General features: G+C 73.5%; 11 protein-coding genes and 1 pseudogene. 4 read left to right on the top strand and 8 right to left on the bottom strand.

Going from position 1 to position 12,757, the window contains the following annotated elements; genetic code table 11:
• Window positions 1–198: 198 nt before the first annotated feature.
• Window positions 199–933: pseudogene (locus tag ABTZ91_RS30825) on the top strand (ABC transporter permease); the annotation flags it as partial.
• 148 nt (window positions 934–1,081) lie between these two features.
• Here the strand turns inward: ABTZ91_RS30825 and ABTZ91_RS30830 are convergent.
• Together ABTZ91_RS30830 and ABTZ91_RS30835 are read right to left on the bottom strand one after the other, a co-directional pair.
• The gene (locus ABTZ91_RS30830) at window positions 1,082–1,762 is read right to left on the bottom strand and encodes an HAD-IA family hydrolase (RefSeq protein WP_352080516.1); all 681 of its coding nucleotides are present in this window, start codon (window positions 1,760–1,762) and stop codon (window positions 1,082–1,084) included.
• Between the two features lie 213 nt (window positions 1,763–1,975).
• A complete protein-coding gene (locus ABTZ91_RS30835) occupies window positions 1,976–2,569 on the bottom strand; it encodes a peptidoglycan-binding domain-containing protein (protein ID WP_352080517.1) in 594 nt (197 codons plus the stop codon).
• Window positions 2,570–3,394: 825 nt separating this feature from the next.
• Here ABTZ91_RS30835 and ABTZ91_RS30840 point away from each other — a divergent pair.
• Window positions 3,395–5,449 carry an MFS transporter gene (locus ABTZ91_RS30840; protein ID WP_352080518.1) on the top strand — a complete coding sequence of 685 codons (2,055 nt, stop codon included), beginning with the start codon at window positions 3,395–3,397 and terminating at the stop codon, window positions 5,447–5,449.
• A 22-nt stretch (window positions 5,450–5,471) separates the two neighbouring features.
• Here the strand turns inward: ABTZ91_RS30840 and ABTZ91_RS30845 are convergent, their stop codons facing one another.
• Both ABTZ91_RS30845 and ABTZ91_RS30850 read right to left on the bottom strand, forming a co-directional pair.
• Window positions 5,472–5,957, bottom strand: coding sequence for a GNAT family N-acetyltransferase (locus ABTZ91_RS30845; RefSeq protein ID WP_352080519.1), 486 nt, complete (start codon window positions 5,955–5,957; stop codon window positions 5,472–5,474).
• Between the two features lie 29 nt (window positions 5,958–5,986).
• Window positions 5,987–6,301 (bottom strand): antibiotic biosynthesis monooxygenase, encoded by a 315-nt coding sequence (locus tag ABTZ91_RS30850; RefSeq protein ID WP_352080520.1) that lies wholly within the window; start codon window positions 6,299–6,301, stop codon window positions 5,987–5,989.
• A 12-nt stretch (window positions 6,302–6,313) separates the two neighbouring features.
• Between ABTZ91_RS30850 and ABTZ91_RS30855 the strand changes: the two genes are divergently transcribed.
• Window positions 6,314–7,495, top strand: a complete 1,182-nt coding sequence (locus ABTZ91_RS30855; protein WP_352080521.1) for a serpin family protein — start codon at window positions 6,314–6,316, stop codon at window positions 7,493–7,495.
• Here ABTZ91_RS30855 and ABTZ91_RS30860 read toward each other — a convergent pair.
• From ABTZ91_RS30860 to ABTZ91_RS30870, 3 genes are all read right to left on the bottom strand, one after another.
• Complete coding sequence (locus tag ABTZ91_RS30860; RefSeq protein WP_352080522.1) at window positions 7,459–8,133, bottom strand: O-methyltransferase; 675 nt, start codon at window positions 8,131–8,133, stop codon at window positions 7,459–7,461. The genes ABTZ91_RS30855 and ABTZ91_RS30860 overlap by 37 nt on opposite strands.
• A complete protein-coding gene (locus ABTZ91_RS30865) occupies window positions 8,130–9,260 on the bottom strand; it encodes a DUF2330 domain-containing protein (protein WP_352080523.1) in 1,131 nt (376 codons plus the stop codon). Before ABTZ91_RS30865 ends, ABTZ91_RS30860 begins: the two co-directional genes overlap by 4 nt.
• Before the next feature lie 172 nt (window positions 9,261–9,432).
• Window positions 9,433–10,677 (bottom strand): cytochrome P450, encoded by a 1,245-nt coding sequence (locus ABTZ91_RS30870; protein ID WP_352080524.1) that lies wholly within the window; start codon window positions 10,675–10,677, stop codon window positions 9,433–9,435.
• Between the two features lie 264 nt (window positions 10,678–10,941).
• On the opposite strand from ABTZ91_RS30870, the gene ABTZ91_RS30875 reads away from it, so the two are divergent.
• Entirely contained in the window at window positions 10,942–12,120 is a 1,179-nt protein-coding gene (locus ABTZ91_RS30875; RefSeq protein WP_352080525.1) for a steroid 3-ketoacyl-CoA thiolase, read from the top strand.
• A gap of 124 nt (window positions 12,121–12,244) precedes the next feature.
• Here the strand turns inward: ABTZ91_RS30875 and ABTZ91_RS30880 are convergent, their stop codons facing one another.
• The gene (locus ABTZ91_RS30880) at window positions 12,245–12,646 is read right to left on the bottom strand and encodes a transglycosylase SLT domain-containing protein (RefSeq protein ID WP_345488763.1); all 402 of its coding nucleotides are present in this window, start codon (window positions 12,644–12,646) and stop codon (window positions 12,245–12,247) included.
• Window positions 12,647–12,757: the final 111 nt, after the last annotated feature.

Genomic DNA, 12,757 nt, shown 5'->3' on the forward strand with positions numbered 1-12,757 from the left:
CGGAGGTGGGGAGTGGAGGTGCGGAGTGGAGGTGAGGAACCGGAGGTGGGAGTCGGGCGAGGAAGCGAGCGAGGGTTGGGGTGAGGAATGGAGTGGGGGATCGGGCGCGACGTGCGGTCGGGAACCGGGGGAGGGATGGGCGCGTTCCGGCGGTCGTGCGGGGACGGACGGAGGGGGCGCGCACCCTAGGGTTGAGCCGTGCTCCTGGACGTGAATGTCACCTTCGGTGCGGTTCTGGCCGTCCTGCTCGCCGTGGCCGCCGGAGTCGTCGCCCTCGCCCGGCTCGGCCGCGCCCGCGACACCCTGGTCGCCGGAGCGCGGGCGGCCGTCCAGCTCGTCGCCGTCTCCCTCGTGATCGGCTGGGTCGTCCGCTCGCTGCCCCTGCTGCTCTGCTTCCTGCTGCTCATGTACGCGGTGGCGGTACGGACCGCCGGCCGGCGCGTCGTCCCGGCGCCCGGCCGTGCCTGGCGGTGGGCCGCGGTCCCCATCGCCGCCGGTGTCGCCCCGGTCGTCGCCGCGCTCCTGCTCACCGGCCTCGTCCCCCCTCAGGGGATCACCCTGATCCCCGTCACCGGCATCCTCATCGGCGGCGCGCTCACCGCCACCGTCCTCGCCGGGCGCCGCGCGCTCGACGAGCTGTCCCAGCGGAAGGGCGAGGTGGAGGCGGGGCTCGCGATCGGCCTCATGGAACGCGACGCCCGCCTCGAGGTGGCGCGCGAGGCCGCGTCGGACGCCCTGCTGCCGGGCATGGACCAGACCCGGACGGTCGGACTCGTCACCCTTCCGGGCGCGTTCGTCGGCATGCTCCTCGGCGGTGCGTCACCGCTGCGCGCGGGCGCGGTGCAGCTCTTCGTGCTCGTCGCGCTGCTGCTCGTCCAGGCGGTGGCGGTCGCCGTCACCCTGGAGCTCGTCGCCCGGGGCCGGCTCGTCCGTCACCAGCCGGAGCCGGACGCGTCGGAGCTGGACGCGCCGGAGCCGGAGCGGAACGCATCGGAGCGGGATGCGGGTGAGGGCCCGCCCGCGTCCGGCCCGGATGCGGAATCCGTACCCGTACGGGAAGAGGAGGGGGAGTCCTCGCGGGCTACGCCGCCCGCGCGGCGGAGAAAGCGAGCGTGATCGTCCCGTCGGCGCCCGGCTCCACCCGTACGCCGGTGAGATCCGCTACGTGGACGTCGGGGGCGAAGGCGGCGGCCCGCGGGCCCACGCCGACCACCCGCATGCCGGCCGCGCGGCCCGCCTGGATGCCCGCCTCGGAGTCCTCGAAGACGACGCAGTCCTCGGGCGCGAAGCCCAGCGCGGCCGCCCCCTTGAGGAAGCCCTCCGGGTCCGGCTTGCTCGCGCCCACGCACTCGGCGGTGACCCGGGTGTCCGGCATCGCGAGGCCCGCCGCGCCCATCCGGGCCCGGGCCAGCGCCTCGTCGGCCGAGGTGACGAGGGCGTGCGGCAGGGCCGCGAGCGCGGCCATGAAGGCGGGCGCGCCCGGCACCGGCACGACCCCGTCGAGGTCGGCGGTCTCCTCGGCGAGCATGACCCGGTTGTCCGCGAGGTTCCGCTCCATCGGCCGGTCCGGCAGCAGGACGGCCATCGTGGCGTACCCCTGTCGGCCGTGCACCACCTTCAGCACCTCGGCGGGATCGAGTCCCTCCCGCTCCGCCCAGCGCCGCCAGCAGCGCTCCACGACGGCGTCGGAGTTGACGAGCGTGCCGTCCATGTCGAGCAGCAGGGCACGTGCGGTGAGCGACGCCGGGGTGGTGGCGGTCATCAGGGATCTCCAGGAGGGGTGGTCGGAGACGAAGACAGAGCGGTCCCGCTCGCCGGTCAGGGAGTGCGAGCGGGGCCACTTTGTTTCTCCACGATACAAAACGAGGGTCCGCGCCGCCAATCCCGTCCGCATCGCGGGACCGCCGCCGGTCGGCGCCGGTCGGCGGCGGTCGGCGGCGGTCGGCGGCGGGTCGCCGTCCCGGCTGCCGGCGGCTCACCACTCCGTCGTCTCGGCCTCCAGGGCGCGGCGCGTGTACGGGCCGTAGACGCCCACCGGGTCCTCCGCGATGCCCTCCCGCCGCTGGTAGGTCGCGACGGCCTGCTCGACCTTCCTCGAGTACGAGCCGTTCACCGGCCCGGCGTAGAGCCCGAGCTGCCGAAGCCGCCACTGGAGCTCCTCCACCTCCGGGCCCGTGGAACCGGGGCGCAGGGTCGGCCCCTCGGGGGCCCGGGTGGGGGTCGGGGTCGGGGTGAGGGGCGGCGGGCTCGCGCTCGTCGGCGCGCCGGTCGCCGAGGGTGCCGCGGCCGGGGCGCCGGCCGTTGCCGACGTACGGCCGGCCGCCGAGCTCGGCGAGGAGGAGACCATGGCGGCGGGCGAGGCGGACCCGGAGGCCCCTTCCGCTGGCGCCGTGGCCGAGGTGGACCCCGAGGGGGATCGGGTGGTGGTCGGCGCCTCGGAGACGGCCACGTTCTCGGACGCGCTGGTGGTGACCTCGGGGACGAGGGCACGGTCGTCGGTGTCGCTGTCGTCGCCGCCGATGAGCGCCGTGGCCAGGACGGCGGTGCCGACGACCGCCGCCGCGACCACGGCGGCGATCAGGCCCGCCCGCCCCCGACCCCGCCCGCGCCCGGCGTGCTCCTCGGGGGCGTACGCCAGCGTGAGCGCGGGCTCGTACGCGCCACCCTCGTACCCACCCTGATATCCGGCACCCTCATGCCCGGCACGCTCATGCCCGGCACCCTCATGCCCGGCACCCTGATATCCGGCATGCTCATGCCCGGCACCCTGAAATCCGGCACTGTCGTATCCGGCACCCTCATACCCGCCGCCGCCCTGCGGTCCCGGCCCACCCGCGTACGGCGACGGCAGCACCGCCGTCGCCGGTGTCGCCACCGGCGCTTCCCCGGGGGCCGGTGGCGGTACCGGCACCGCCGCCTGTGCCCGCGTCGGCACCTCAGGCGGCAAGGGCTGCGCCGCCGCGCCCTCCGTCGTCCCGAGCGTCACGTACGGCCGGACGCGCAACGGGTCGAAGTCCTCCGCCGCCCCAGCCCCAGCCCCAGCCCCGGCCGTACCCCCGGCCCCAGTCCCGGCCGTCACCCCAGCCCCGGCCGTGCCCCCAGCGCCAGCGGTCACCCCAGCCTCCGCCGTCCCCCCGGCCCCGTCCCCGGCCGTCGCCCCCTCGGCACCGCGCCCGCAGGCGCACCGCGCACCAGGTCTGTGTACACCGCATTCAGGACAGACGTGTCCGGACATCCTTGGGCCCCTCCCGGTCAGTTCCGAGCGATTATGCAGTCCGGTCACCGCCACCGGGTGAACAGCCGCCCCTCGCGCACCCCTCCGCAGGCCATAACGGGGCAAACCCTCCAGGATGGAGAGGATCGGAGCCAGCGGCCCGGACCGGAGGAGACGCCCATGGCCCAGGAAGTACGCGCGCCGCACACCGGCGGCGGCCCCGCACCGGGAGCGGGACCGAGCCACCGCACCGTCATCGTCGCGATCGGCGCGCTGCTGCTCGGCATGCTCCTCGCCGCACTCGACCAGACCATCGTGTCCACCGCCCTGCCGACCATCGTCAGCGAGCTCGGCGGCATGGAGCACCTGTCCTGGGTCGTCACCGCCTACATGCTGGCCTCCACCGCCGCCACACCCCTGTGGGGCAAGCTCGGCGACCAGTACGGGCGCAAGAAACTCTTCCAGGGCGCCATCGTCCTCTTCCTCATCGGCTCCGCGCTCTGCGGCATCGCCCAGAACATGCCCCAGCTCATCGCCTTCCGCGCCCTCCAGGGCCTCGGCGGCGGCGGGCTGATGGTGCTGTCCATGGCGATCGTCGGCGACCTCGTCTCACCCCGCGAACGCGGCCGCTACCAGGGCCTGTTCGGCGCCGTCTTCGGCGCCACCAGCGTCCTCGGCCCGCTCCTCGGCGGCCTGTTCACCGAGCACCTCTCCTGGCGCTGGGTCTTCTACATCAACCTGCCGATCGGCGTCGTCGCCCTCTTCGTCATCGCCGCCGTCCTGCACATCCCGGTCCGCGGCACCCGCCACCGCATCGACTACCTCGGCACCTTCCTCATCGCCTCCGTCGCCACCTGCCTGGTCCTGGTCGCCTCCCTCGGCGGCACCACCTGGGCGTGGGGCTCGGCGCAGATCATCGGCCTCGCCGTCCTCGGAGCCGTACTCCTCGTGTGGTTCGTGTACGTGGAGCGGCGGGCCGCCGAGCCCGTGCTGCCGCTCAAGCTGTTCCGGATCAGGACCTTCACCCTGGTCTCGGTCATCAGCTTCGTCGTCGGCTTCGCGATGTTCGGCGCGATGACCTACCTGCCGACCTTCCTCCAGGTCGTGCAGGGCGTCAGCCCCACCATGTCCGGCGTGCACATGCTGCCCATGGTGCTCGGCATGCTGATCACCTCGACCGGCTCCGGCCAGATCGTCTCCCGCACCGGCCGCTGGAAGGTCTTCCCGATCGCCGGCACGGCGATCACCGCGCTCGGCCTGCTCCTGCTCAACGAGCTGACGGAGACCACCTCCACCTGGACGATGAGCGTGTTCTTCTTCGTCTTCGGCGCCGGACTCGGCCTGGTCATGCAGGTGCTCGTCCTCGTCGTGCAGAACGCCGTCTCGTACGAGGACCTCGGCGTCGCCACCTCGGGCGCCACCTTCTTCCGCTCCATCGGCGCCTCGTTCGGCGTCGCGATCTTCGGCACCGTCTTCACCAACCGGCTCACCGGCAAGCTGAGCGACGCCCTCGCCGGACAGCCGCTCTCGCCGGGCGTCGACGCGGGCACCGTGGCCGCCGACCCGCGCGCCATCGCCGCGCTCCCACCCCCGCTGCGGCCGTCGGTCATCCACGCGTACGCGACCTCCATCACCGACGTCTTCCTCTACGCGGCGCCCGTGGTCCTCCTGGCCTTCGTCATCGCCTGGTTCCTGAAGGAGGACCGGCTGCGCGGCTCCGTCACCGCGCCCGACACCAGCCAGACCCTCGCCTCCAACCCCGTCGAGCGCTCCTCCTACGACGAGTGCGCCCGCGCCCTGTCCGTGCTCGGCTCCCGCGAGGGCCGCAAGCAGATCTACGAGAAGATCACCGCCAGGGCCGGTCTCGACCTGCTGCCCGCCGCGAGCTGGCTGCTGCTGCGGGTGCGCCGCCACGGCACCGTCGAGCCCGGACGGCTCGCCGACACCACCCCCGTACCGCTGCGGGCGATCACCGAGGCCGCCCGGCAGCTGGAGGAACGCCGGCTGGTGGCCCGCGAGGGCATCCAGCTGGTCCTCACCGAGGAGGGGGCGCAGACGGCGGTACGGCTCGCCAAGGCGCGCGAGGAGTCCCTGGCCGAGCTGCTCGGCGACTGGTGGGGGCCGGACCGGCCCACCGACCTCATCCGCCTGGTGGAGGAGCTGACCGCGGAACTCGGCGGCTCGGACGCGGAACGGCCCCGCACCGCCGAGCCGCCCCGCGACCACCACGCGTAGGAGCGCAGACGACGCCCGGGTCCTACAGCTCCTTGCCGTACCAGATCTCCATGTACGGGCCGGTGCAGTACGCGGGTATCTCCGCGTACCCGTGCCGCACGTACAGCGCCCGCGCCTCCACGAGGTCCAGACGGGTGTTGAGGACCATGCGGCGGGCGCCGAGCGCGCGGGCCGCGTCCTCCAGGCCGTCCAGGAGGAGGCCGGCGCCGCCGGTGCCGCGGAAGGCCGGGCGGATGAACACCCGGGTCAGCTCGGCCCGTTCGGCGTCCAGGAGGACCACACCGCCGCAGGCGGCCGGCTTCCCCTCGTGGCGGCCGACGAGGAAGGCGCCGGTGGGCGCGGCGAGCAGGTCGAGACCCTCGTCGATCATCTCCTCGTCGTACTCGTCCTCGGCCAGGACCCGGCCGTAGTAGCGGCCCGCGACATCGCCGAAGTAGTCGCGGCGCAGGGCGGTGGCGTCCGGGGTGTCGACGCGCTCGGGGGAGAAGATCCAGGTCATGCGCGCCATTGTGCGGCGCGCACGACCCGGCGCGCAGCTCAGTTCTTGGGCGCCGCCTGCTGCACCACCTCGAACGACCACAGGGTGGAGCCGGTCGCCGCCGGCTTCGGGCGGTCGCCACCGCCCTCGTGGGCGGTCTTCATGGAACCGTTCATCCAGTTCTGGAAGTCCTCCTCGCTGCGCCAGCGGGTGTACACCAGGTACTGGTCGGTGCCCTCCAGCGGCCGCAGCAGCTCGAACCACTCGAAGCCGTCCGAGCCCTCGACGGCGCCGGCGCGGGACGCGAAGCGCTGCTCCAGGACCTCGCGCTGCTCGGCGGGGACGGTCAGTACGTTGATCTTCACGATGCTCATGAAGGGCAGGATATGACCGCGGGTGAACGGATCCGGGCACTGGCCGGGCGGTGGCTGCCGCTCCTCGGCGACGGCGACGGCCACGGGGGTGGCGACGGCCACGGCGGCGACGACCACCGGGACGGCGGCGGCGACTTCGTCTGCTCGCCGGCCGGCCTCTGGCTGGCCCTGGCCGCGCTCGCCTCCGGGGCGGGCGGCGAGACCGCCCGGGAGCTGCGGGAGGTGCTCGGGGTCGCGGGACCCGAGGCCGCCGAGGCGGTGACCGCGCTGGGCCGGACCGACGGGGTCGCGCTCGCCACCGGGGTGTGGAGCCGGGTGCCGCCGCGCCCGGAGTTCCGCGACCGGCTGCCGGACGTCGGCTTCGGGACGCTCGGCGGGCAGGCGCAGCGGGAGATCGACGCCTGGGTGCGCAAGGCCACCGGTGACCGCGTCGAGGGACTGCCGATGACCCTGGACGGCGGCGAGGACCTGGTCCTGGCCGGCGCCCTGGCCCTGAAGGCCGCCTGGCTGAGCCGGTTCCCGCGGCACCTCACCCGGGACGAGCCGTTCACCGACGGCCACGGCGACACCGCGCCCGTACCGACCATGCACCAGCGCATTCCGGCGCGCTGGGCCTGGCGCACCGGCGGGGCCACGGTGGTCGAGCTGCCCTGTGAGGCGGAGGCGGAGGCGGCGCCCGACGCGGCCCGGGGCCGGGTGGGGCCGCGGGTGCGGTTCGTGCTCGGCGAGGTGGGCCGCGGGCCCGCCGAGGTGCTGCCCCTGGCCTGGGCGGGGCCCGCCGCCCGTACGCCCCTGCGGGCGGAGGCCGTCGACCTCGCGCTGCCCCGCTTCACCCTCCGCACCCGGACCGACGTGTACGAGCGGCTGCCGGCGCTCGGCATCGGCCGGTCCGTCCGGCCGGACGCCGACTTCTCCGGCCTCTCGCCGGTGCCGCTGTACGTCTCCGCGGCGGTCCAGGAGGCCCTGGTGGAGATCGCGGAGGAGGGCGTGGAGGCGGCCGCGGTCACCGTCGTCGCGATGACCCGCGGCGCCGCCGCGCCCCGCCCCCGCCGGGTCGAACGGATCGCGTTCGACCGGCCGTTCGGCTTCGTGGTGCTCGACGGCACGGGCGAGGTGCCGCTCTTCGCCGGGTGGCGCTCCCGAGCCCGGTCGACGGGTCAGCTCACGACACGGGCGAGCAGCAGTCCGTCGTAACCCTTCGTGCCGACCGTCTGGACGGCGGTGGCGTCCAACCGGGGCTCGCGCGCGATCAGTTCGAACATCTCGCGGGTGCCGGTGACCGCCGGGTCGTCCGGGTTGGGGGTGGCGACCCGGCCTCCTCGTACGACGTTGTCGACGACGATGAGGGTGCCGGGCCGGGACAGCTTGAGCGCCCAGGAGACGTAGTGCGGGTTGTTGACCTTGTCGGCGTCGACGAAGACGAAGTCGAAGGGGCCCGCGCCCTCCTGCTCCAGGAGCGGGAGGGTGTCCAGGGCCGCGCCGGTCCGCACCTCGACGACCTTGTCGAGGCCGGCGCGGGCGATGTTGGCGCGGGCCACGTCCGCGTGGGCGGGGGAGTACTCGAGGGTGACCAGCCGGCCGTCGGCGGGCAGTGCGCGGGCCAGCCAGATGGTGCTGTAGCCGCCGAGGGTGCCGATCTCCAGGACGTTCTTCGCGCCCTGCGCCGCCACGAGCAGGTGGAGCAGCTTGCCCTGGTTGGGGGCGACGGCGATCTCGGGCAGCCCGGCGGCCGAGGAGTCGGCGAGGGCCGCGGTCAGCGCCTCGTCGGCGGGGGCGAGCAGGTCGGTGAGGTAGTGGTCGACGGTGGTCCATCGGTCCTGATCGTTGCTCATGCGGCCGAACGTACACCGGCCTCGGCCCGCGCGTGCCGGGCCCGGGCGAGCCCGGCCTGAACGCGTCGGGGCGGAGTGCGCCGCGCCCGGGCCGTGGCGAGGCCGCCCGCCAGGGCGAGCAGCAGCGCGCCGCCCACGGTGAGCAGCCAGACCGGGAGGCCGCCGACCGTCCACAGGCGGTCCTTCCAGATCACCTCGCGGTACGGGGTGTCGGCGGCCGCGCGGACGAGTTCGTGGTCGCCGTCGATGCGGGCGGGCTCGGGGAAGGACTGGTCGACGGCGGTGAGGTAGACGGGGCCCGGGCCGGTGAGCCGGGCGAGGGCGCCCTCAGGCTTGTCGACGGCTCCCGCGAACCGCACCGCGGGCCGGTCGCCGCCGATGTCGCCCTTCGGTTCCATCCGGTGGTCGGCGAGCACGAAGAGCCCGAGGGACTGCGGGGTCTTCGCCAGCCGGGAGAGCCGCATCGGGTAGACGAGGGTGTCGTTGCGGAAGGTGATCGCGAGCGGGTCGAGGGCGCCGTACAGCCGCTCGCCGGCCTTCCCGGGGGCCAGGCGGACGGCGACGTACTCCCACTTCCGGTCGACGTAGGGGCGCAGTTCGGTGGCGAGACTGTCGGAGAGCCGGAAGCCGTTGCGGCGCAGCCAGTCGCCGAGGGCGTTCGGGTCGGTGGCGGTCAGCCGGGCCACGTCGAAGGGGCCGAGCCGCTCGCGGCCGACGACGCCGACGCCGGGGCCGCCGTCCGTCCCGGGCATGGCGCCCGCGCCGTCGCCGTCGCCGGCCGAGAAGGGCCAGTCACGGCCGCGCGGCCAGAAGTAGTGCCGGGTCCTGCGTTCGGGCGCGGTGAGCCGGTCGAGTTCCCGGAAGAGCTCCGGGTCGCCGAGGGTGACGTCGGCGCGGTGCGGCACCGGCATGATCCAGGCGGCCTTCTCGGCGTCGCCGTGCACGGTGAGGCGCATGACGATCCGCTCGGTGCCGGTGCGCGCGTCCCAGCGCACCGCCGAGGTCTCCCGGTCGACGCCGATGCGTGCCATGCCGTCGGTGACCATGGCGCCGCAACCGCAGGCGTACGCCGGCGCGACGAGCGAGCCGAGCTGGAGCGCGAGCAGCGCGACGACGACGGCCAGCATCCGGTGAGCTCGGCGCGTCCGGCGAGTCCGGTGAGCTCGATGAGTCGGGTGAGTCCCGTGAGCTCGGCGCGTCCGGTGAGTTAGGTGTGTCCCCCGCATGCCTGCTCGGACGCGCGAGCGGATCTTCCGGTTCCCCTCGCGCGGCCCCCCGAAGGGTCTCGTCGAGGCCGCGCTACGCCACCCTCACCTGGAGTTCCTTGATGCCGTTGAGCCAGGCCGCCCGGAGCCGGCGCGGGTCGCCCGCGAGGGTCAGGTCGGGCAGTTCGTCGGCGAGCGCCTGGAAGATCAGCTCGATCTCCTTGATGGCGAGGGACTTCCCGAGGCAGAAGTGGGGCCCGCCGCCGCCGAATCCGAGGTGCGGGTTCGGGTCGCGGGTGATGTCGAAGGTCTCGGGGTTCTCGAAGACCTCGGGGTCGTAGTTGGCGGAGGAGTAGAAGAGGCCGATCCGGTCGCCCTTGCGGATCTTCTGGCCGCCGAGCTCGGTGTCCTGGGTGGCGGTCCGCTGGAAGGACACCACCGGGGTGGCCCAGCGCACGATCTCCTCGGCGGCGGTCGCGGGCCGCTCGCGCTTGTAGAGCTCCCACTGGTCGGGGTGGGTGAGGAAGGCGTGCATGCCGTGGCTGATGGCGTTGCGGGTGGTCTCGTTGCCGGCGACGGCGAGCAGCAGCACGAAGAAGCCGAACTCGTCGGAGGACAGGTTGCCCTCGCCCTCGGCGGCGACCAGCCGGCTCACGATGTCCTGGGCCGGGCACTGCTTGCGGGCGGCGGCGAGGTTCATCGCGTAGCCGATGAGCTCCATCGCGGCCTCGGCGCCGATCTCCTCGGTGATGGCGTACTCGGGGTCGTCGTAGGCGACCATCTTGTTCGACCAGTCGAAGATCCGGGCCCGGTCCTCCTGGGGTACGCCGATGAGTTCGGCGATGGCCTGGAGCGGCAGCTCGACGGCGACCCTGGTGACGAAGTCGAAGGCGCCGTCCGGTCCCGCCGCGGACCGCGCCTCCTCGACGATGGCGCGGGCGCGGGTGCGCAGCGCGTGCTCCAGGCCGCGGATGGCGCGCGGGGTGAAGCCGCGCTGGACGATCTGGCGGACCCGGGTGTGCTCGGGCGGGTCCATGTTGAGCATGATCAGCTTCTGGACCTCGATCTGGTCCCGGGTGATGTGCTCGTTGAAGCGGATGACGGCGGTGTTCTCGTTCGACGAGAACAACTCGGGGTGCGTGGAGACGTACTTGACGTCGGCGTGCCGGGTCACGGCCCAGTAGCCCTCGTCGGCGAAGCCGGTGACGCCGGGGGGCTGGGCGCACCACCAGACGGGAGCGGTCTGCCGGAGCCGGGCGAACTCCGGGTGGGGGACGCGGCCTTGGAGCAGGTCGGGGTCGGTGGCGTCGAACCCTGCGGAGAGGTGGGGGCAGGACATCGGCAACACACTCCATTGTCTGATGGGTCATCAGAAGCTGCCGGGAAAGGTAATAACGAGTTCTACAAGTGGCAAGGAGAACGGCGGGAACTGTTGCGTCCCCGACCCTTGCGTACCGGCGGTAGCAGTCATAAGACTGCACGGAGAACTAGAACGCGTACTAGTTCTTGTGCCAGTGCCCGTACGAGTGCTCGTACGAGTGCCACGTGACGTCGACCGGCGCGGGTGCCGGGACACCCCGCCGGGCGAGGAGAGGACGAGCTCATGGCCGCGGAACCCGTCATCGTCGAAGCCGTACGCACCCCCATCGGCAAGCGCGGAGGCGCGCTCGCCAACCTCCACCCCGCCTACCTCCTCGGCGAGACCTACCGCGAACTCCTCGGGCGCACCGGCATCCCCGCCGACTGCGTCGAGCAGATCGTCGGCGGCACCGTCACCCACGCCGGCGAACAGTCCATGAACCCCGCCCGCACCGCCTGGCTCACCATGGGCCTGCCGTACGAGACCGCCGCCACCACCGTCGACGCGCAGTGCGGCTCCTCGCAGCAGGCCGGTCACATGGTGGCCAACATGGTCGCCGCCGGCGTCATCGACATCGGCATCTCCTGCGGCGTCGAGGCGATGAGCCGGGTCCCGCTCGGCTCCGGCTCCAAGCACGGGCCCGGCAAGCCCTTCCCCGACGAGTGGAACGTCGACCTGCCCAACCAGTTCGAGGCCGCCGAGCGCATCGCCCGCCGGCGCGGCCTCACCCGCGAACGCGTCGACGCGCTCGGTCTGCTCTCCCAGGAGCGGGCCGCCGTCGCCTGGTCCGAGGAACGTTTCAAACGCGAGACCTTCGCCGTCCAGGTGCCCACCACGGAGGAGGAGCAGGCCGCCGGGCAGGGTATGTGGCGGCTGGTGGACCGTGACGAGGGGCTGCGCGACACCAGCATGGAGGCGCTGGCCCGGCTCAAGCCGGTCATGCCGACCGCCGTCCACACGGCGGGGAACTCCTCCCAGATCTCCGACGGAGCCTCCGCCCTGATGTGGGCCTCCAAGCGGATGGCCCGCGCCCTGGGGCTCCGCCCCCGCGCCCGGATCGTCGCCCAGGCCCTCGTCGGATCCGACCCGCACTACCACCTCGACGGGCCCGTCGACGCGACCCGGGCCGTCCTCGGCAAGGCCGGGATGTCCCTCAGGGACATCGACCTCGTCGAGATCAACGAGGCCTTCGCGTCGGTGGTGCTCAGCTGGGCGCAGGAGTTCGAACGGGACCTGGACGGACTGGAGAAGGTCAACGTCAACGGCGGCGCCATCGCCCTCGGCCACCCGGTGGGCGCGACGGGGGCGCGGCTCATCGTGACGGCCCTGCACGAGCTGGAGCGCGCGGACAAGGAATTCGCCCTGATCACGATGTGCGCGGGCGGCGCGCTGGCGACGGGCACGATCATCCAGCGGCTGTAGCCCGCGCCGGGCGGACCCCGGAAACGCCGCAGGCCCCGCCCGAAACGCCGCAGGCCCCGCCCTCCGAAGGGAGGACGGGGCCATGCGACGTAGGCAGGTGTGCGCGCCGGGCGGCGGGTGACCCTTAGTACCAGCCGTGGGTCTGCCAGAAGTTCCAGGCGGCGTTCGGGGAGCCGTAGCGGTCGTTCATGTAGTCGAGACCCCACTTGATCTGCGTGGCGGGGTTCGTCTTCCAGTCGGAGCCGGCCGAGGCCATCTTCGAGGCCGGGAGGGCCTGGACCAGGCCGTAGGCGCCGCTGGAGGAGTTGGTGGCCGTGTGGTTCCAGCCGGACTCATGCTCGACGATCTTGCTGAAGGACGCGAACTGCGACGGCGGCACGATCTTTCGGGCGATCTCCTGCGGGGTGGCGGCCGAGGCCGTCCCCGTGTTGCCGAGCACCGCACCCGAGGCGCCGATCAGGACGGCGGCGGAGACGGCGAAGGTCTTCTTGCGGGAGACGGCGCGAGTGGCGATCGAGCGGAACAAAACGTCATACCTAACGTCGGGGACATGGGGTGCGCCGGGCGTTTTCGGCATGCCGGAACCAGGGCCCGGGAGTCCCGGGAACTGGGGGGAACCGGCCGGCCGTGGTGCTGC

It is taken from the genome of Streptomyces sp. NPDC126499 (assembly GCF_040302485.1).
Classification (GTDB): Bacteria; Actinomycetota; Actinomycetes; order Streptomycetales; family Streptomycetaceae; genus Streptomyces.